At 71.4% G+C, this 19,523-nt stretch carries 18 protein-coding genes; 6 read left to right on the top strand and 12 right to left on the bottom strand.

Annotated elements, in window-relative coordinates; genetic code table 11:
- Positions 1-49: 49 nt before the first annotated feature.
- Both AC1DWJ_RS00470 and AC1DWJ_RS00465 read right to left on the bottom strand, forming a co-directional pair.
- Positions 50-1,486: an APC family permease gene (locus AC1DWJ_RS00470; protein ID WP_457252883.1), complete on the bottom strand. Its 1,437-nt coding sequence runs from the start codon at positions 1,484-1,486 to the stop codon at positions 50-52.
- A gap of 154 nt (positions 1,487-1,640) precedes the next feature.
- Positions 1,641-3,839, bottom strand: coding sequence for a DNA gyrase/topoisomerase IV subunit B (locus tag AC1DWJ_RS00465; protein WP_477619765.1), 2,199 nt, complete (start codon positions 3,837-3,839; stop codon positions 1,641-1,643).
- 317 nt (positions 3,840-4,156) lie between these two features.
- Between AC1DWJ_RS00465 and AC1DWJ_RS00460 the strand changes: the two genes are divergently transcribed.
- Positions 4,157-4,378 (top strand): DUF7455 domain-containing protein, encoded by a 222-nt coding sequence (locus AC1DWJ_RS00460; RefSeq protein WP_457252886.1) that lies wholly within the window; start codon positions 4,157-4,159, stop codon positions 4,376-4,378.
- A gap of 21 nt (positions 4,379-4,399) precedes the next feature.
- A complete protein-coding gene (locus AC1DWJ_RS00455) occupies positions 4,400-4,885 on the top strand; it encodes a DUF456 domain-containing protein (RefSeq protein WP_457252887.1) in 486 nt (161 codons plus the stop codon).
- Between the two features lie 60 nt (positions 4,886-4,945).
- Here AC1DWJ_RS00455 and AC1DWJ_RS00450 read toward each other — a convergent pair whose 3' ends face one another.
- From AC1DWJ_RS00450 to AC1DWJ_RS00425, 6 genes are all read right to left on the bottom strand, one after another.
- Complete coding sequence (locus tag AC1DWJ_RS00450) at positions 4,946-5,359, bottom strand: DUF3040 domain-containing protein (RefSeq protein ID WP_457252889.1); 414 nt, start codon at positions 5,357-5,359, stop codon at positions 4,946-4,948.
- Positions 5,360-5,502: 143 nt separating this feature from the next.
- Positions 5,503-6,789 carry a DNA polymerase IV gene (gene dinB, locus AC1DWJ_RS00445; protein ID WP_457252890.1) on the bottom strand — a complete coding sequence of 429 codons (1,287 nt, stop codon included), beginning with the start codon at positions 6,787-6,789 and terminating at the stop codon, positions 5,503-5,505.
- Between the two features lie 20 nt (positions 6,790-6,809).
- Positions 6,810-7,583, bottom strand: coding sequence for a methyltransferase domain-containing protein (locus tag AC1DWJ_RS00440; RefSeq protein ID WP_457252891.1), 774 nt, complete (start codon positions 7,581-7,583; stop codon positions 6,810-6,812).
- 43 nt (positions 7,584-7,626) lie between these two features.
- Positions 7,627-11,592 carry a DNA polymerase III subunit alpha gene (locus tag AC1DWJ_RS00435; protein WP_457252892.1) on the bottom strand — a complete coding sequence of 1,322 codons (3,966 nt, stop codon included), beginning with the start codon at positions 11,590-11,592 and terminating at the stop codon, positions 7,627-7,629.
- Positions 11,589-12,134, bottom strand: coding sequence for an SAV_6107 family HEPN domain-containing protein (locus AC1DWJ_RS00430; protein WP_457252893.1), 546 nt, complete (start codon positions 12,132-12,134; stop codon positions 11,589-11,591). The genes AC1DWJ_RS00435 and AC1DWJ_RS00430 overlap by 4 nt, the downstream gene beginning before the upstream one ends.
- The gene (locus tag AC1DWJ_RS00425; RefSeq protein WP_457252894.1) at positions 12,134-12,493 is read right to left on the bottom strand and encodes a DUF6504 family protein; all 360 of its coding nucleotides are present in this window, start codon (positions 12,491-12,493) and stop codon (positions 12,134-12,136) included. Before AC1DWJ_RS00425 ends, AC1DWJ_RS00430 begins: the two co-directional genes overlap by 1 nt.
- Positions 12,494-12,871: 378 nt before the next feature.
- Here AC1DWJ_RS00425 and AC1DWJ_RS00420 point away from each other — a divergent pair, with 378 nt between their 5' ends.
- Complete coding sequence (locus AC1DWJ_RS00420; RefSeq protein ID WP_477619764.1) at positions 12,872-13,522, top strand: YbaK/EbsC family protein; 651 nt, start codon at positions 12,872-12,874, stop codon at positions 13,520-13,522.
- 78 nt (positions 13,523-13,600) lie between these two features.
- On the opposite strand, the gene AC1DWJ_RS00415 is transcribed toward AC1DWJ_RS00420, so the two are convergent.
- Positions 13,601-13,987, bottom strand: a complete 387-nt coding sequence (locus AC1DWJ_RS00415) for a VOC family protein (protein ID WP_457252897.1) — start codon at positions 13,985-13,987, stop codon at positions 13,601-13,603.
- 93 nt (positions 13,988-14,080) lie between these two features.
- On the opposite strand from AC1DWJ_RS00415, the gene AC1DWJ_RS00410 reads away from it, so the two are divergent.
- Entirely contained in the window at positions 14,081-14,887 is an 807-nt protein-coding gene (locus AC1DWJ_RS00410; protein ID WP_477619763.1) for an HAD-IIA family hydrolase, read from the top strand.
- 36 nt (positions 14,888-14,923) lie between these two features.
- On the opposite strand, the gene AC1DWJ_RS00405 is transcribed toward AC1DWJ_RS00410, so the two are convergent.
- Positions 14,924-15,241, bottom strand: coding sequence for an ArsR/SmtB family transcription factor (locus AC1DWJ_RS00405; protein WP_477619762.1), 318 nt, complete (start codon positions 15,239-15,241; stop codon positions 14,924-14,926).
- Between the two features lie 101 nt (positions 15,242-15,342).
- Here AC1DWJ_RS00405 and AC1DWJ_RS00400 point away from each other — a divergent pair, with 101 nt between their 5' ends.
- On the top strand, positions 15,343-16,632 hold the full coding sequence (locus AC1DWJ_RS00400) for an MFS transporter (RefSeq protein WP_477619761.1): 1,290 nt from the start codon (positions 15,343-15,345) through the stop codon (positions 16,630-16,632).
- A 242-nt stretch (positions 16,633-16,874) separates the two neighbouring features.
- Here AC1DWJ_RS00400 and metF read toward each other — a convergent pair whose 3' ends face one another.
- The gene (gene metF / locus AC1DWJ_RS00395) at positions 16,875-17,810 is read right to left on the bottom strand and encodes a methylenetetrahydrofolate reductase [NAD(P)H] (protein ID WP_457252901.1); all 936 of its coding nucleotides are present in this window, start codon (positions 17,808-17,810) and stop codon (positions 16,875-16,877) included.
- A 95-nt stretch (positions 17,811-17,905) separates the two neighbouring features.
- Here metF and AC1DWJ_RS00390 point away from each other — a divergent pair, with 95 nt between their 5' ends.
- The gene (locus tag AC1DWJ_RS00390) at positions 17,906-18,991 is read left to right on the top strand and encodes a polyprenyl synthetase family protein (RefSeq protein WP_457252902.1); all 1,086 of its coding nucleotides are present in this window, start codon (positions 17,906-17,908) and stop codon (positions 18,989-18,991) included.
- A gap of 22 nt (positions 18,992-19,013) precedes the next feature.
- Here the strand turns inward: AC1DWJ_RS00390 and AC1DWJ_RS00385 are convergent, their stop codons facing one another.
- Positions 19,014-19,469 carry an Rv2175c family DNA-binding protein gene (locus tag AC1DWJ_RS00385; RefSeq protein WP_477619760.1) on the bottom strand — a complete coding sequence of 152 codons (456 nt, stop codon included), beginning with the start codon at positions 19,467-19,469 and terminating at the stop codon, positions 19,014-19,016.
- Between the last annotated feature and the right edge of the window lie 54 nt (positions 19,470-19,523).

The following is a 19,523-nucleotide window of genomic DNA, read 5'->3' as shown; positions in this document are numbered from 1 at the left end:
CTCGGACCCGTCTGGCCTCGGACCGTGGGCCGACGGCGGGGCAGTACGGCTAGTTGGCGCCGCCCTCCCGCTCGCTGAGCTCCTCGGGGTCGCGCAGGAAGGTCTTCTTGGCCCGCAGCGCGCGGTTGGCGAACCACGTGACCGCCCACAGCACGACTCCGAGGGCCAGGAGGATCCCGGCGATCTTGTACTGCTCCCCAGCCCTTCCGGTCAGCGGGGTGACGAAGAACAGGCACAGGACCGCCCCGATGACGGGCAGGACGGTCGGGGCGACGAAGTGCTTGCGGTCGATGGTGTTCTTGCGCAGCACGAGCACGCAGATGTTGACGAGGGTGAAGACGCCCAGCAGCAAGAGCGACGTCGTGCCACCGAGGGTCTCGGTGGCCGAGGTGCTCGCCCGCGACACGTAGGCGATCAGGCCGAACGCCAGCAGCGTGGTGAAGATGATGGCTGCCCACGGCGTCTGGCGCCTGCGGTGCACCTTGCCGAGGAACGGCGGCAGGACCTCCTGCTTGGCCATGCCGTAGAGCAGCCGGCTGGCCATGAGCATGTTGATCAGGGCCGAGTTCGCCACCGCGAACATCGAGATGAAGGGCAGCAGGGTGTCGATCGGGACGCCCGGGGCGGCCTTCTCGACGACGGTGACCAACGGGGTCTCGCTCTCCCCGAGCACGCCCACCGGCACGATCGCCACGGAGAACAGCGCCACGAGGATGTAGATGACACCCGTCAGCGAGATCCCCGTGATCATCATCTTCGGGAAGATCTTCACCGGGTCCTTGGTCTCCTCGGCCATGTTGACCGAGTCCTCGAAGCCGACCATCGCGAAGAAGGCCAGCGACGTGGCCGCGGTGACGGCGAGGAAGGCGCTCTTGTCGCTGGGGCTGTCGAACACCATGGTCTGGCGGAAGTCGGTCTTGCCCGCGAAGAGCGCGTAGAAGCCCACGAGGATGACGAGCAGCAGCCCGGAGAGCTCGACGAGGGTGAGCACGATGTTGGCGCGCACGCTCTCGCCGACGCCCCGGAAGTTGACCAGGGCGACCAGCGCCATGAAGCACAGCGCCACCACGAGGATCAGCGTGGTGTTGTCCTTGTCGAGGCCGAAGCCCTTCGCGAGGTTGGAGGCGAAGGCCCGCGACGCCGTGGAGGCACTGGTGATGCCGGAGCACATCACGGTGAAGGCGACGATGAACGTGAGGAAGTGCACCCCGAACGCCTTGTGGGTGTAGAGCGCGGCGCCGGCCGCCTGCGGGTACTTGGTCACCAGCTCGAGGTAGGAGAACGCCGTGATCATGGCGATCCCGAAGGCCACGAGGAAGGGCACCCAGGCCGCGCCGCCGACCTCCGCAGCCACCTTCCCGGTGAGCGCGTACACCCCGGTGCCCAGGATGTCACCGACGATGAACAGGAGCAGGAGCTTGGGCCCCATCACCCGCTTCAGCTCGGTCTGGGTCTCCCCCGTGTCGGCCTCGGCAACAGCGCTCATGGCACATCCTTCTGATCGCGGGAGCCGCCCTTCACGGCCCCTGCAGACCCCCACAGTGGCCTAGAAGCCCCGGTCGGGCAACGACAAACACCGCGTATGCCGCGTCCCGGGCACCACGCATCGCCGCGGCCGAGGCCGTGGGTGAGCCGGGCCGTCAGGCGTCGATGCGCTCTCGGTCGAGACCTGCCGCCGAGTCGACGATGAAGTCCTTGCGCGGGGCGACGTCATTGCCCATCAGCAGCTCGAAGACCCGCTCGGCAGCCTCGGCGTCGCGCAGGGTCACCTTCCGCAACGTGCGGAACCGAGGGTCCATCGTGGTCTCGGCCAGCTGGTCGGCGTCCATCTCCCCGAGGCCCTTGTAGCGCTGCAGGGGCTGCTTGATGTTCTTGCCCCGCTTGCCGAGGGAGGCCACCGTCGTGCGCATCTCCTTCTCGGAGTAGGTGTAGATGAGCTCGTTCTTCTTCGAGCCGGGGTTGACGACCTCGATGCGGTGCAACGGGGGCACGGCGGCATACACCCTCCCGGCCTCGACGAGGGGACGCATGTAGCGGAAGAACAAGGTGAGCAGGAGGGTCCGGATGTGGGCGCCGTCGACATCGGCGTCGGTCATGATGATGACCTTGCCGTAGCGCGCGACGTCGAGGTCGAAGGACCGCCCGGAGCCGGCGCCGATCACCTGGATGATCGCGGCGCACTCGGCGTTCTTGAGCATGTCCGAGACCGAGGCCTTCTGGACGTTGAGGATCTTGCCGCGGATCGGCAGGAGCGCCTGGTAGTCGCTCGAGCGCGCCAGCTTCGCGGTGCCGAGGGCGCTGTCGCCCTCGACGATGAACAGCTCGGACCGCTCGACGTCGGTCGACCGGCAGTCGGCCAGCTTGGCCGGCAGGCTGCTCGTCTCGAGGGCGTTCTTGCGACGCTGGGTCTCCTTGTGCAGCCGCGCGCTGATCCGCGACTTCATCTCCGAGACGACCTTCTCCAGCAGCAGCGCGGCCTGGGCCTTCTCGCCACGCTTGGTGGACGTGATCCGGGCGGTGAGCTCCTGCTCGACCACCTTGGCGACGATCGCCCGCACCGCGTTGGTGCCGAGGACCTCCTTGGTCTGGCCCTCGAACTGGGGCTCGGCGAGCCGCACCGTGACGACCGCGGTCAGGCCCGCGAGGACGTCGTCCTTCTCGGGCTTGTCGCTGCCGACCTTGAGGCGCCGGCTGTTGACCTCGAGCTGCTTGCGGAACACCTTGAGCAGCGCCTGCTCGAAGCCGGCCAGGTGGGTGCCACCCTTGGGCGTCGAGATGATGTTCACGAACGAGCTGACCTTGGCGTCGTAGCCCGTGCCCCATCGCACCGCGACGTCGACGGCGCACTCCCGCTCGACGGCGGTCGGCGACATGTGGCCGTTGGCGTCAAGGACCGGCACGGTCTCGGTGAAGGTGCCGGTGCCCTGGAGTCGCCAGACCTCCGTGACGGCTGCGTCCGGGGCGAGGAACTCGGCGAACTCGGAGATGCCGCCGTCGTGGACGAGGGTCTCGACGTGGGTCGCCGACTCCCCCGCCGTGCCCGGCCTGCGTCGCTCGTCGCGGATCACCAGGGTCAGCCCGGGGATGAGGAAGGACGTCTGGCGGGCGCGGGCGACCAGTCCGTCGTAGTCGAACTCGGCATCCTTGAGGAAGATCTGCTCGTCGGCCCAGTAGCGGATCCGGCTGCCGGTGACACCGCGCTTGGTCTTGCCGACCACCGCGAGCTCGCTCGAGCGCTCGTAGGGGGTGAACTCGTGGTCCGGCGCCTTGTCGTCGGTGGCGACGTCCGGGAAGTAGCCGGGCTCCCCCCGGCGGAAGCTCATCGCGTAGGTGTTGCCGCCCCGGTCGACCTCGACGTCGAGCCGAGCCGAGACCGCGTTGACCACGGAGGCGCCGACACCGTGCAGTCCACCGGAAGCCGTGTAGGAGCCGCCACCGAACTTGCCACCCGCGTGGAGCTTGGTGAAGACCACCTCGACACCCGTGAGGCCGGTGCGCGGCTCGATGTCGACCGGGATGCCACGACCGTTGTCGCGCACCTCGACCGACCCGTCGCGGTAGAGGACGACCTCGATGTGGTCGCAGACCCCGGCCAGCGCCTCGTCGACCGCGTTGTCGATGATCTCCCAGAGGCAGTGCATCAGGCCGCGACCGTCGGTGGACCCGATGTACATGCCGGGGCGCTTGCGGACCGCCTCGAGGCCCTCGAGGACCTGCAGGTGGTGCGCGCTGTAGTCCGACGTCGACTTGGTGGTCGCGGCCTTCTTGGCGGTGGTGGCGGTGGCCAACGGTGCTGTGCTCCTGTGGTGGGTTCCGGCGACTCCTGCGTGCTCACTCATGCTCACACAGGGGTGACCCCACGCTATCTCGCCCCTCTCCGGTCACCGTGCAGGCACGCGGCACGGCGGCCCCACCCACTGCGCGGTCGGATTTCCCATCCACCGGACGCCTGACCTACGAATCACCCAATGCGACATGAGATGGCCCACATGACACCCAATACCAACTGGGAAGAACGTGGCGTGCTTGACTGTTGACCACGGCACCGGACGGGCCATTCGGGAAAAGTACTTCCCCGGGTGTATCAACCGAAGTCCGGGGTACCTCGTCTCATCAGAGACAACGCGCTCCCGGGCGCAACGAAAGGAAGGCTGACGTGACCACTGCACTGGCACCCTCTATGACCGCGGCCGACCGCTGCGACCGCTGCGGCGCCCAGGCCTACGTGCGCGCTCGCCTTCACGCTGGAGGCGAACTGCTGTTCTGCGCCCACCACGGCCGCGAGCACCTGCCGAAGCTGCGCGAGCACGCTGACATCGTCGACGAGACCGAGCGCCTCAACGAGACTCCCCCGGTGGCTCCCATCGAGGAGCGGTAGAACGCGACACCAGACCTCCTGATGGAGGCCACCCTCTGGGTCCCCGCCGTCCTGATCGTGATCGGGATGGTGGGGATCGTCATTCCCGTGATCCCCGGGCTGCTGCTGTGCCTCGCGGGCGTTTTCCTGTGGGCCCTGGACACCCAGAGCACGCTCGGCTGGTCGGTCTTCGGGGCGTGCGCTGCGCTCTACCTGGCCGGGCTGGCGCTGCAGTATGCCGTGCCGGGTCGTCGCATGCGCGAGGCCGGCGTCCGCCGGTCGACCCTGGTCCTGGCGGTGCTGCTGGCCGTCGTCGGCTTCTTCGTGATCCCCGTCGTGGGGGCCGCCGTCGGGTTCGTCGGCGGGATCTTCCTCGTCGAGCTCGGCCACTCACAGGACCGGTCGGCCGCCTGGGTCTCGACCAAGGCCGCGCTCAAGGCGGTCTTCCTGTCGATGGGCATCGAGCTGCTCGCCGCGCTGGCGATCGCCGTCACGTGGGTCGTGGGCGTGCTGCTCAGCCGGGTCTGACGCTCAGGACGGCGTGACTGCGGACCACCCGCATGCCGTCGTGCTCAGTGGTCGTCGTGCTCAGTAGCCGTCGTCGCGGCGCTTGTCCCACCGCTCCTCCATGCGGTTCATGAACGACCCGCCGGACTTGGTGGACTTGGGCTTGCTGGGTGACTTGCCGGGGGTGGCGCGCCGGACGCTGCCATCTGGCTGGACCGTGCCGAGGGCGGCCTTGCGCCGCGGCGGCGTGAGCGCGAACGCGACGGCGCTCACCATCACGGCGAAACCGATCGCGCCGATCCACATCGTGGTGTTCACGCCGACCAGGACGAGGGCCAGACCGACCACGACACCCACGACGCCGACGGCCATCCGTCGTCGGGCCCTGGCGCGGGCACCGGCACCCTGCATCTGCGAGGCGAACTTGGGGTCCTCGGCATACAGCGCCTGCTCCATCTGCTCAAGCAGCTGCTGTTCGTGCTCAGAGAGCGGCACGGTGACCTCCTGGACGTTCGGCGTGCACCCAACTAACGCGTCAAGCCACCGAATCGTTGCCTGTCGAGAGCATCGTTGCCGGTCAGTGGCCTTCCGCTGACCTCTTCAGGATATGTCGCCGCGCGGTGTTGCACTACCCGTTCTCAGGGGGAGGTCTGGCCCGTCTCGGATTCGACTCCACCCTGCCGCCCGCGCCGCCTGTCGCGTTCGCGGTCGCTGATCAGGCTGGCGGGGCGCACGCTCCCCGCCCCGAACCGGGCGCTGGCCCGGTCGACCGCACGGTCGGCGTCGCGCCACCCGTGGTCCGGCTCGTCCAGGGTGCCCTGGATCGGCGCGCCCTGGCTCTCCACGAGGCCCTCCATCCGCACCCCCACCAGGCGGATCCTGGCCCTCTGCAGGCCCAACGCGTCGTAGAGCCCCTTGGCCGTGTCGAAGATCTCACGACTGACGTCGGTGGGGTCTCGCAGCGTCCGGCTGCGGGTGATGGTGGTGAAGTCGGAGAACCGCACCCTGATCGTGACCGTCCGCCCGAGCATCCCCGCCGAGCGCACCCGGGCCGCGGTCCGGTCGCTGAGCTTGAGCAGCTGTCGGTGGATGTAGGCCGGGTCGTCGACGTCGAACTCGAACGTCTCGTCCGAGCCGATGCTGCGCTCGCGGCGCTGGACCTCGACGTGGCGGGGGTCGCGACCCCAGGACAGGTCGTGCAGGTGCGGGCCGGCGCTCTCGCCCAGCGCCCGGCGCAACGTGTCGACGGGTGTGTGGGCGATGTCGGCCACGGTGTGCAAGCCGAGCCGCAGGAGAGCCTCCTCCGTCTTGTCACCCACCCCCCACAGTGCTCCCACGGGCAGCTGCTGCACGAAGGTCACCACCTCGTCACGGGGCACGATGACCATGCCGTCGGGCTTGGCCAGGCCGGAGGCGAGCTTGGCCACGAACTTGGTGGGTGCCACCCCGACCGAGCAGGTGATGCCCTGCTCGTCGTGGATGGTGTCGCGGATCAGCTGGCCGATCCTGGCCGGGTTGCCGAGCCGCCGGATCGCCCCGGAGACGTCGAGGAAGGCCTCGTCGAGGGACAGCGGCTCCACCACCGGGGTGATGGTCTCGAAGGTCGCCATCACGGCGGCGGAGATCGCGCTGTAGAGGGCGTGGTCGGGCGCCACGACCGTGGCGGTGGGACACAGCCGCCGGGCGCGCGCCATCGGCATGGCGGAGGCGACGCCGTACTTGCGAGCCTCGTAGGTCGCGGACAGGACCACCCCCCGGTTGCCACCGCCACCGATGATGACGGGGGTGCCGACCAGCTCGGGACGGCTGAGCAGGGAGGCCGACGCGTAGAAGGCATCCATGTCGACGTGCAGCACCGTGCACCCGGTGTCGTCCGGGGGGTGCTCCTCGCCGCGCTGGGGAAGCGTGTACTGGCGTCGGCTCATCTCGGGTGGCTCGGACGCCGTCAGCGTCGGGCGAGGACGTGTACCGCGGCGCCGAGCTGTCCGAGGAAGCCGAAGTCCGGGTGGCCGGTGGCGGCCTCCTCGAGCTCGAGCAGGGCGACGCGGTCGGCGTCGGAGTCGATCAGGGCCGAGGGGACGAGGTCGCTGAACACGCGCACCCCGTGCACGTCCTCCACGACCAGCCCGGTCTGCTCGACCAGGGAGCGCAGGGCGGCGGCGTCGAACCGGCGCGGCAGCGGGTCGGCGCCGCCCCATCGGCCGTCCGGCGAGGTCAGGGCCGTGTGCGCCTGCGCGAACTGGCCGGCCAGCGCCCTGGCGAGGACCGCCGCGAGACGCCCGGCGGCCACCAGGCTGAGGTAGCCGCCGGGTGCGAGCACGCCGGCCAGCGCCGCGAGGGTGGCCTCTGGGTCGTCGACGACCTCGAGCGTGCCGTGGCAGCAGACCAGGTCGAGCTGCTGTGCGCCCACGAAGCCGGCGAGCGAGTCCGCATCGCCCTGCAGCGCGGTGATGCGGTCGGCCACGCCCCGCTCGGCACTGCGCCGCGAGAGCGAGGCCAGGGCGTCGGGGCTGGGGTCGACCACGGTCACCTGGTGGCCGAGCTCGGCGAGCGGGACCGCGAGCCCTCCCGTGCCGCCACCCAGGTCCAGGACCCGCAGGGAGCGGCCGAGCTCGCTCTGCCGACGCTCGATGAGGCTGCGCACCGAGGCCCACACCGCCGAGGTCCGCAGGGCCGTCTCGACGCCGCCGCGCCGGTGCCGCCACTGCTCTTCGGCCACGACGGCCACCTCCTGTGCTGGGTCTGCGGGTACGTCGGCCAGCCTAATGGCCCGAGCTTCCTGGGCTGGAGTGCCAGAGCTTGCGTGGCGGGCTGAACTGCTCTGCCTCCCTGCCATCGGGCACGACCACCCCCTGACCCAGCCGGTGCGAACCCCGCACGTCCTCTCCGGGTGGGCGGGTGTCGGCGTAGGGCGACTGGCGGAACCCCGAGGCGTGGACGAGCACCCGCCGGCCCGCGCCCACCTGGTCCAGGTGGGCCGCCTCCAACGCCTCCGCCTGCTCGGTGGCGGCGCGCTCGGTCGCCTCCATCGCGGCATACACCGCCTCGAGGCCACCGCCCAGCCAGGCCTCCCACAACGGGGTGAGCTCCCACGCCCCGGTCGCCCGCAGCGAGATGCCTCGCGGGCCGGTGCGTCGGACCACTCCCCGCACCAGCAGCATCCACGAGTGGAACACCGTGGCGGCATACGGGCCTTGCACGTCCTCGAAGAAGGTCGCGTCGACCGGACCCGTGGAGTCGTCGAGGGTCAGGAAGACCACCCTGCGGCCGGTCCGGATCGGCGGCGTCTGGGTGGCCACCTTGACCCCGCACGCCCACACGGTCGACCGGCTGCGCGCCCGCAGCAGGTCACGGCTGCGGGTCACCCCCAAGGCGTCGAGCATCGGCGCGTAGAAGGCGACGACGTGGGCGCTGGCGTCGAGGCCGAGGATGTCGAGCTCGGCGCGGATGCGTTCGGGACCGGACAGCTCAGGCAGGCCGGTGCCGCTGGTGAGCTCGGGCCGGTCGCCGAGGTCGAGCGCGAGCTGGGTCGGCTGCTGGTCGGCCGCGCGGACCGGCAGGGCACCCTGGGACTGCGCGGCCGCCCTGGCCCGCACCTGGCCGGTCTCGAGCGCCTGGTCCGACGGGGCAGCGCTCGACGCCCTCCCCCGTCGTGGGGCCGCCCGCTTCGCAGCGCGGTCGAGGGCGCGTCCGTAGCGGTCGAGCTCGGCGACGTGGAGCAGCAGGTCGCGACGGGTGGTGCGACCCCGGCGCCCGAGTCCCCCGGCACCGATCCCGGCGGACTCGACCCGCATGCCATAGAGGCTGTCGAACCCGCCGGCGAGGACGAGGCGCTCGGCGATCGGTCGCGAGACGTGGGCGCGGTGCCAGAAGTCGGCCAACCCGGCGTAGGGCTGGCCCGCCACGATGCGGGCCACCTCCGCGTCGTTGATCCCCCGCACGTCGGCCAGGGACAGCCGGATGCCGTAGCTGCTGGCATCGGGCAGGTCGGGGTGCGGTGGCACGAACCCGGACGGGTCTGGGTCATCGGTGTCATTGGGGTCATCGGTGTCATTGGTGTCATCGGCCAGGCGCTCGATGCGGTAGCTGTCGGTGGAGACGTTGACGTCGAGCCCGAGCACCGCGATGCCCAGGCTCCGGGCGTCGTCGAGGATGAGCCGCTTGGGGTACATGCCCGGGTCGTGGGTGAGCACCCCGGCGAGGAACGCGGCGGCGTGGTGGGTCTTGAGCCACGCCGAGTGGTAGGTGGGCAGCGCGAAGGCCGCGGCGTGCGCCTTGCAGAACCCGAACGACGCGAACGCCTTGAGCACCTCCCAGATCCGGTCGACGTCGGCCGGGGCATAGCCGCGCGCCCTCGCCGCGGGTCGCCACCAGGCCTCGATCTCGTGCTGGCCCTTGGGGGTGCCGAGGGCCCGGCGGACCTCGTCGGCCTGGGCCAGCGACACCCCGGTGGTCTCGGCGACGATCATCAGCACCTGCTCGTGGAAGACGACGACCCCCTCGGTCTCGCGCAGCGCCTCGATGAGCGTGGGGTGCAGGTAGCTGACCTCCTTCCACCCGTGTCGGGCCTCGAGGAACGGCGTGATCATGTCGGACTTCACCGGGCCGGGTCGGAACAGCGAGATGTCGATGACGAGGTCCTCGAACCGCTCCGGGCCGAACTTGCCGATCAGCTCGCGCTGCCCGGGGCTCTCGATCTGGAAGCAGCCGAGGGTGTGGCTGGTGCGGATCAGCCGGAAGGTCGCCTCGTCGTCGAGCGGCACCTGCGCCTGGTCGTCGAGGTCGACCTGCACCCCGTCGACCCGGGCGACCTCGGCCACGGCGTGCGCCATCGCCGACTGCATGCGGATGCCGAGGACGTCGAGCTTGAGCAGCCCGAGCGTCTCGACGTCGTCCTTGTCGAACTGGCTCATCGGGAACCCCAGCCAGCTCGCCTCGACCGGGGTGCGGTCGAGCAGGCTGCCGTCGGACAGGATCACCCCGCACGGGTGCAACGCGATGTGCCGGGGCAGCCCGTCGAGCCGCTCGACGAGGTCGAACAGAGCCCGCAGGCGTGGGCTGTCCAGACCCCGGGCCCGCAGCTCGGGTAGCTCGGCGATGGCATTGCGCGCGTCCTTGGCCCGGATGTGCGGGAACGCCTTGGCGATCTCGTCGATCTCCACCGGTGGCAGCCCGAGGGCCGATCCGACGTCGCGGATGGCGTGGCGGACCTTGTAGGTGTCCATCATCGAGACGCACGTGACGCGTTCACCGCCGAACCGGTCGAGGATCCGTTCGTAGACCTCGGTGCGCCGGGCCGACTCCACGTCGATGTCGATGTCGGGCAGCTCGGCCCGCAGCGGGGAGCAGAACCGCTCCATCAGCAGGTGGTAGCGGATCGGGTCGACCCCGCTGATGCCGAGCAGGTAGTTGACCAGCGACCCGGCACCGGATCCGCGGGCCGCGACGCGTACCCCCATCTCCCGGATCAGGTCGACGACCTGGGCGACGGTGAGGAAGTAGGTCGGGTAGCCGAGCTCGGCGATCACCTTGAGCTCGTCGGCGAGCCGGCTCTCGATGGCCATCAGCTCGTGCTCGCTGGCCCCGGGGTAGCGCCAGGCCACCGCCCCGCGACACCGCTGCTCGAGCATGACCTGGGCGCTCATGCCCGGCTCCACCCCCAGCCGCTCGGGCTCGGGCAGGTGGATCGAGCCGATGCCGAGGTCGTGCCGTGCGCTCTGGGCGCACCCGAGCCCCAGGGCCAGGGTGCGGGCGACCAGGGCGTCGGCGCGCGCCCGGTCGCCACCGGTGACCTCGCGGGCGATGGCGTGCATCGTGTCGGTGCTCGCGAGGTGGGCCGCGTCGGTGACCCGGTCGAGGTGCCGGGTGTCGAGGGCGACCAACCGCCGCGCGGCGTCGAGCACGTCGACGACCGCCGACTCCCCCGGGTCGACGTGGCGCACCGCGGCGGTGAGCACCGCAGGGACACCCTGCTCGTCGGCGAGCCCGAGCAGTCGCCGGGCGTGGCTGCGTGAGGCCGGCGTGCCCTCGGGTCCCCCGTGGCAGACCACCTCGATGACGACGGCGTCGGGTGGCAGCCGGCGTCGCCAGGCGGACAGCAGCTCCCGGGCCCGGTCGGTGCGTCGCGCCAGCAGCGCGCGACCCACGTCGGAGTCGGGTCCGAGCAGCACCACGAGCGGGCTGGGCTCTCCCCCACCGTCGGGTCCCCCTGCTGCTCCCCTTGCTGTTCCACCGCCCTGCTCCCCCGGCACTCCCGCCGGTCCCCCGCACGCGCCGGCGAGCACCGCGACGGAGCTCACCGGCACCCCGCGCTCCCCCCGCAGGTGGGTCTGGGTGACCAGCCGGCACAACGCCGCCCACCCCACCCCGGCGGGCACCCCGGCTGTGCGCCCCCGCGCGAGGACGGTGACCCGTGGGTGGCGCGCGTCGCGCTCGGCACCACCGCGGACCGGCGTCCGGGTGGGGGTGGGAGCGGGTCGCGCCCCCGCTGCGCCGGGGTGGGCCGCGTCCGGACCCACCGCGAGGTCGACGCCGAGGACCGGGGCGATCCCGGCCGCGGTGGCCGCCTGGACGAACCGGACCGCGCCGTAGAGACCGTCACGGTCGGTGAGGGCGAGGATCGGCTGGCGGTGCTGGGCGGCGCGCTCGACCAGGGCTTCGGGGGGTGCTGTGCCGTAACGCATCGAGAACCCCGACGCGACGTGCAGGTGGGCGAACTCGGTGCTCATGGCGCCGCCCTCGCACCGGTGGTGGCAGCTCGGGTGGTGGTGGGGTCAGGCGTCGTCGTGGCCAGGGCGGTGGGCACCAGCAGGTGGTCGTGGGGCGACACGGTCACCGGCAGACCGAGGGTGTGGCAGACGAGGTCGAGGAAGAGCTCGGACTGCCGCAGCACGTCATCGGCCTCCCGTGCACTGTGACCGTGGTGGCGACGAGCTCCGACCACCTCGAAGAACCCCGCCCACTCGGAGAGCTCCGGGGCGACCGTGGGCAGCAGCTCCCACAGGCTGCGCGGACCCGACTGACCCGTGGGTGGACGACTGGAGGTGCGGGTGGCGACCACGGCGGCGGCGGCGCGCAGCGCCCCGAGCTGGGCCTGGTCGTAACGCCGGGTGACCTCCTGGCTCTGGCAGGCCTCGAGCAGTGAGTGCCGGGCCCGGTCGAGCAGGTCGAGGGTGGCAGCGGCCCCGGTGGAAGCCCCGGTGGAAGCCCCGGTGGAAGCCCCGGTGGAAGCCCCGGTGGAGGCCTCGGTGGTCATCAGTGGGTTTCCCATCAGTCCGCGACCCTCAGCAGCCGCCACTGGCTGCCGTGGTCGGCACCCAGGTCGTAGACCCCCACCCCGCAGAGGCGGCCGGCACTCGCCTCGACCCGCCAGACCTGTCGCTCGCGGGCATCGGTGAGCACGTCACTGCCACCATCACGCTCCCGGGCGTCGCGCCACCACGGGCGGCGTTCCTGCCAGCGGTCGAGCACGGCCCGCACGACGTAGAGCCGGCCGCGCCAGACGAACGCCTCGGGCTCGCGTCCTGCTCCCGCACCCTCGACACCTCCGGCAGCCCCCAGGGTGCCGGAGGTGAGATCGTCGCGAACCCCCTCGCGGACCTCGATGGTCTCTTCGTAGCGGCGAACCACGGGATGCTCCTTCACGGTCTGGTGCGGATGAGAGGTGGGATGAGAGGTGGGATGAGAGGGCGATGAGATGGGCAGCGTGAAACCGGGCATGACGCAGCACCGTCGAGGGCAGGCGCGACGGCGCACTCGGGTGCTGCTCTGGCCCTGTGACGGGCGGGGTCGAGGCGCCTGATCACAGGGCCAGAGCCGCAGTGCTCCGCGGGACCGCCGGTCACGGTGGAGCCGTCACCAGCGGGCCGTGACCGGTGGACCGGTCGTGGGACCACGAGTTCGAACAAGTGTTCGATAAGAAGAACCGTACACCCCGCCACGGACAGCCCGTCAACCCCTGCGGAACCAGTGGTGACAGCGACTCCCCCACGCCCCTAGTTTGGGGACATGACAGCGCCCGACGGACCGCCGTCGGCCCCCGACCTGGTGGCCTCCGCCACCGACCCGATGCCGGCCGCCACCGACCCGGCCGCATCCACCGCCGACCCGGCCGCATCCACCGCCGACCCGGCCGCACCAGCCACCGACCCGGCTGCCTCGACCCCCGACCTGACCGGGCACCCCGCCGTGCGCCGGGTCCTCGACACGCTTGCGGTGCACCACGTCGTCCCGCAGGTGGTCAGCCTGCCCGACGCCGCCCGGACCGCAGCCGCCGCAGCCGCCGCCCTCGGCATCACCCCGGCCGAGATCGCCAACTCACTCATCTTCCGTGCCCACGCCCCCGACCAGAGCATCAGCCCGGTGCTCATCCTCACCTCGGGCGCGCACAAGGTCGACCTGGTCAAGGTCGCCGAGCTCGTCGACGACATCGACCACCTCGACCGCGCCGACGCCGACTTCGTCCTGGCGGCGACCGGTTTCACCATCGGCGGGGTCGCACCGGTCGGCCACGCCACCCCGGTGCGCACCCTCGTCGACGTCTCGCTCAGCCGCTACCGGCACGTGTGGGCCGCCGCCGGGCACAGCCACACGGTCTTCCGCACGACCTACGAGGAGCTCCTGCGGGTCACCGGCGGACACGCCATCGAGGTCGCCTGAGCGACCCGCACCCTGACCCCGCACGCACGGAGTCGGGCGTGCCCCTGAGGGCGGGGCACGGCATACGAGGGCTGCTGGCTAGCCGCTCGCCACCTGGTGGACGCACAGGACGTTGCCGTCGGGGTCCTTGAACCACGCCGCCTTCTCGCCACCCATCTCGGCGATGTGGTCGACGGTCTTGAGGTCGGGCAGGTCGTAGTCCTCGAAGACCACGCCCCGCCCTTCGAGGTCGGCCACCTCGGCGACCACGTCGTCGACCTCCCAGGTCAGCGCGGTGCTGGGGTTCTGCGTGCCCGCTTCACGGGGAAGCAGCATCAGCATCGCGCCACCACTGAGCTGGTACATGAGGCTGCCCTCGTCGTTCGTCCCCAGGAACGGCAGGTCCAGCAGGTCGTAGAAACCCTTGGCGCGATCGATGTCCGCGACAGGAAGCAGCGCCGCAACTGCGCTCGTGGCCAATGACATGACGAGCACCTCCTTCAGGCCCTCCCAGCGTGCTCCCGGTCCGGCTGCTGGTGCTCCACCAAAGCGCGCAGCACAAGTCGGCACAATGGGCCCATGACCACCCCCAAGCCCGTCGAGTGCTGGCTCACCGACATGGACGGCGTGCTCGTCCACGAGGAGAGCGTCATCCCCGGGGCACCCGAGTTCATCGCCGCCCTGCAGGAGTCCGGGACACGCTTCCTCGTCCTGACGAACAACTCGATCTTCACCCCACGTGACCTGCGGGCCCGCCTGCTCGCCAGCGGCATCGACGTGCCCGAGCAGTCGATCTGGACCTCGGCCCTCGCGACCGCGCAGTTCCTCGCCGACCAGCGACCCGGCGGGACCGCGTTCGTGGTCGGCGAGGCCGGCCTGACGACCGCACTGCACGAGGTCGGCTACACGATGACCGAGCGCGACCCGGACTACGTGGTTCTGGGCGAGACCCGCACGTACTCGTTCGAGGCGATCACCAAGGCGATCCGGCTCATCGAGGCGGGGGCCCGCTTCATCGCCACGAACCCCGACGTCAGCGGTCCCAGCCCGCACGGCATGCTGCCCGCCACCGGCTCCGTCGCGGCCCTGATCAGCACGGCGACCGGCCACCAGCCCTACTTCGTCGGCAAGCCGAACCCCCTGATGATGCGCAGCGCGCTCAACCGCATCGACGCCCATTCCGAGTCGACGGTGATGATCGGCGACCGGATGGACACCGACGTCATCAGCGGCCTCGAGGCGGGGCTGCGCACCGTCCTGGTCCTCACCGGCTCCACCCGTCCCGAGCAGGTGGGCCGCTTCCCCTACCAGCCCACGCGCATCGTCGACTCGATCGCCGACGTCGTGCCGCTGGTCAGCGAGCTGCGCCCCGCACCCCGGGACTGAGCGCGTCCCCCGACGCGGGTATGCCGCGTGGCCGGGTCAGCGGGTGGCGCCGAGGACGCTGTCGAGCAGTCCGGGGAAGGTCAGGTCGAGCTCCTCGCGACGAAGCGACACCAGCCGCTCGCGACCGCGCGGCTCGTTGCGGATCACCCCCGCTTCGCGCAGCACCTTCATCAGGTGCGACTTGGTCGACTTGGGCAGGGCCGGGTTGGTGGCGCCGCACTGGGCCATCTCGAGCGGGCCGTCCGCGAGGTCACGGACGATCTGCAGCCGGGCGGGGTCGCTCAGGGCGAAGAGCACGTCGGTGAGCGTGAGGTCGGCGAGGTCAGGGTGCGGGAGCACCTGGTTGGCGGGCATGGTTCGATAATACTCGAACCAATTTGGCGGAATCGGGAATGCCCCGTCCGGAATGACAGTTCGACAAATATCGAACCGTTGTTTCGTCCGAGAGGCCCGTCATGAGTGCGACCAGCAGCATCCCGACCGGCACCACCAGCACGACCCCCAGCACGACTCCCCGCACGACGACCAGCACGACCGCCAGGCCGGCGCCCCCAGAGGGGCTGGGCCGGCTACGGCTCCCCCGCCGCCCTGCCTTCGCGCTCGCCCTCACGACCGTCGTCGCCATGATGGTCGGCGCGAGCGCCCCGTCGCCGTTCTACCCCGTCCTGCAGGCCGAGATCGGCTTCTCCCCGGGCACGATGACCACCATCTTCGGGGTCTACGCCCTCACCCTCCTCGCGACCCTCCTCGTGACGGGGTCGCTGTCGGACCACATCGGCCGCCGTCCCGTGCTGGCGACCGGCTTCGTCGTCCTCGCCGTGAGCATGGTCGGGTTCTGGCACGCCGATGGCGTGGCGACCCTGATGGCCTCGCGCGCCGTGCAGGGCGTGGCCGCGGGCCTGCTGATGTCGACCATGTCCGCCGCCGTCGTCGACCTCGAGCCCCGGAACCGCCCCGGCCTCGCCGCCACCCTCAACAGCGTCACCCCGCTGTTCGGCCTGGCCGCGGGCGCCCTGCTCGCCGGGATCGCCCTGGACGCCACGACGCACGCCCTGCCGATCGTGTTCGCGACCCTCACGGTCCTCTACGTGGTCCTCGCCGTGACCGTGCTGGCACTGCCCGAGACCTCCCCCCGCCACGAGGGCTGGCGGCGCTCGCTGCGGCCACAGGTCGGCATACCCGTGGCGGCACGACCTGCCTTCCGGCGCAGCGCCCCCGCCCTCTTCGCCGGCTGGGCCACCGGCGGCCTCTACCTCTCCCTCGGAGCGCCGATCGTCGGTCAGCTCCTGGGCGGGCGAAGCCACCTCGAACAGGGCGCGGTCGTGGCGATCCTGACCGGGGTCGGCGCGCTCAGCTCGGCCCTCGGCCGGCATCGCTCGCCCCGCGAGATCACGCTCTACGGCACCACCATGCTCGCGCTCGGCACGATCCTGACCCTCGTGGCGCTGCACGCCGAGTCGCTGGTGGGCTTCCTGCTCGCCGCCGTGGTGGCCGGGTCCGGCTTCGGGACGTCGTTCCTCGGGATCATGCGCTCGATCACCCCGACGGTCGGGCCGGAGCAGCGCGGCGAGCTCTTCTCCAGCGTGTTCGTGGTCAGCTACCTGGCCTTCGGGCTGCCCGCGGTCGCCGCCGGGTTCGCTGCTCCCCACCTTGGTCTCGAGCGGACCGCGACGGTCTACGGCCTGGCCGTGGTCGTGCTCTCGGGCGCCGCGGCGCTCGCACGGGCCTTCACCACCCGCGACTGACCGCAGGACCACCGCCCCACCGTGGTGCAGGCCGTGGTGCAGGCCACCGTGGAGCAGGCCCACGGGGGCGGGACACGAGCCGGGCGCAGGCTCCCCTCATGGCTGCGTCACGGTTCGTGTCCCGCTGCCGCACTCCCCCGACTGCGACGGGGTCCACCCTCCCGCGCCGGCACCGACGCGGGCATCCGTACAGGTACTCAGATGTCGCAGGCCTCCGCCGTCGCCGGGCCTGCGCGCCGGGATCAGGCGCTGCTGGCGGCCTTCGCCCCGAGGTCGAGGTTGCGGTAGACCTCGAGCGTCGCGGTCGAGCGGTTCATGGTGATGAAGTGCAGCCCGGGCGCCCCCTCGGAGAGCATCCGGTTGGCCAGCTCGGTGGCGATCTGCACCCCCACCTCGCGCGTGGCGGCGGGGTCGTCGGAGACCGCCTGCAGCCGCTGCACGACGGCCGCCGGCAGCGGGGTTCCCATCAGCTCGGACATCCGCGCGACCTGCTTGAAGTTGGTGACCGGCATCAGGCCGGGCGTGATCGGCAGGTCGCGGCGTGCGGCGACGGCGTCGCGCAGCCGCAGGTAGCTGTTGGCGTCGAAGACCATCTGGGTGATCGCGAAGCTCGCGCCGGCGTCGGCCTTGCGGACCATCACATCGACGTCGTGCTCGAAGCTCGGGGACGCGGGGTGGACGTCGGGGAACGCTGCGACGCCGATGGTGAAGTCGCCCAGGGTCCGCACGAGCTCGACCAGGTCGGTCGCGTGGTTGAGTCCCTCGGGGTGTGCCGTCCACTCGCCGCCGGGGTCGCCCGGCGGGTCGCCGCGCAGGGCGAGGATGTTGTGGACGCCGCTCGCGGCATACAGCCCGACCACCTGGCGCAGCGCGGCGACCGACGCTCCCACGCAGGTGAGGTGAGCCAGCGGGGTCAGCGTGGTCTCGCGGGCGATCCGCTCGGTGACCCGCACGGTGCGGTCCTGGTTCGACCCACCGGCGCCGTAGGTGACCGACACGAAGTCCGGTCGCACGGACTCCAGCCGACGGATGGCGTCCCAGAGGGCCGACTCCCCCGCGTCGTCCTTGGGCGGGAAGAACTCGAAGCTGATCGACGGGTGGTCGGCGGCCAGCATGCCGGGGATCGACAGCGGTTCCCTGCCTCGTCGCCCGTCCCGCGACGTGTGCACCAAAGCCATGGCGGTGAGACTAGTCGAGGCGTCACGCCGTAGGCTCGGGGCCAGCACAGGATGAGACATCCTCGGACCGACAGCCGCCTGGGAGGGATCGCGTGGTGACCAACCCGCTCGACGCCGCCGCCCTGCGTGAGCGGGTGCAGGCCACCGTCGACGACGTCCTCGCCCACCAGGCGACGGTCCTGGCCGAAGTGGGCCCCGACGCGCAGGAGCTGCTCGGCGCCGTCGCCCGCCTGCTCACCGGCGGCAAGCGGCTGCGGGCCGCCTTCCTCTACTGGGGCTACCGCGCCGCGGGCCAGCCCGACTCCGACGCCCTCGTCCGCGTCGCAACCGCGATGGAGTTCTTCCAGGCGGCCGCGTTGATCCACGACGACGTCATGGACGACAGCGACACCCGACGAGGTATGCCGGCGGCGCACCGTTCGCTCGCGGCGCGCCACGAGCGCGAGTCGTGGTCCGGCGACGCCGACCGGTTCGGGGTGGCCGGCGCGATCCTGGCCGGCAACCTGTGCCTCAACTGGACCGAGGAGATCTACGCGACCTCGGGCCTCGATCCCGCGCACCTCGCGCGCGGGCGCGGGGTCTTCGACCGCATGCGCACCCAGCTGATGGGCGGTCAGTTCCTCGACGTCGTCGAGTCAGCCCGGTCCTGGGACGGCGTGCCGACGAGCGAGCGGGTGGAGCGGGCCGAGCACGTGATCCGGTTCAAGAGCGCCAAGTACACCGTCGAGCACCCCCTCCTCATCGGCGCGACCGCCGGCGGCGCGTCGGACGACGACCTCGCTGCGCTGTCGCGGTACGGGCTCGACCTCGGTCAGGCCTTCCAGCTGCGCGACGACCTGCTGGGCGTCTTCGGGGACCCGGCGGCCACCGGCAAGCCCGCGGGCGACGACCTGCGCGAGGGCAAGCGCACCGTGCTGGTCGCGCACGCCTTGGCCGGGGCGGACGACGCGGACCGCGAGCTCATCGAGAGCCGGCTCGGCGACCCGGCCCTGGATGCCGAAGTCGTCCAGCAGCTGCGTGACGCCATCACCGCAGCCGGGGCCGTCGACGCCGTCGAGGCCGACATCGCCCGCCTCGCGGGGTCGGCACGGATGGCCCTGAAGTCGACGCGTGACCTGTCGCCCGAGGCGACCGGCGTGCTCGACCAGCTGATCGACAGCGCGACCAGCCGAGCCAACTGACCCGACCGGAGTGCGGGCAGCCCTAGAAGGCCTGCTCCATCGCCCGGCGCCGCACCTCGGTCTTGAAACCGGCGGCAAGGTTGTCGACCGGCGTGCCCGGGACGCGCAGCGTCGGGTCGGGGGTGAAGAGCCAGCGCAGGATCTCGTCGTCGTCCAGACCCCCGTCGCCCAGCACCGTGAAGGTGCCGCGCAGGTGCCGGAACACGTCCTCGTGGAGGAACTGCTCGGGCACGGCCACGACCCTGCGCTCACCGATGCGTGCGCTCAGCAGCTCGCGTTCCTCGATGAGCCGTCGGACGGCCGACAGGGCGATGCCCATCCGCTCGGCGACGTCGGGGACGGTCAGCCAGGAGCCGACCAGGGTCTCGAGCGAGGGCTCGGCGGCATCGGACTGCGCGGCGTCGACGGACTCCGCGGTGTCATTGGACTGCGCGGTGTCGTCGGACTGGGCGGTGGACGCCGCGGGCTGTTCGGTCACGGGACAAGAGTGCCAGCAGGAGCAGGCAAAGCAAATCGCACCAGAATGCGAATT

The organism is Pedococcus sp. P2_D7, assembly GCF_056404295.1.
Note: the sequence above shows the minus strand (reverse complement) of the source record. Positions and strands in the feature narration are given on the sequence as shown.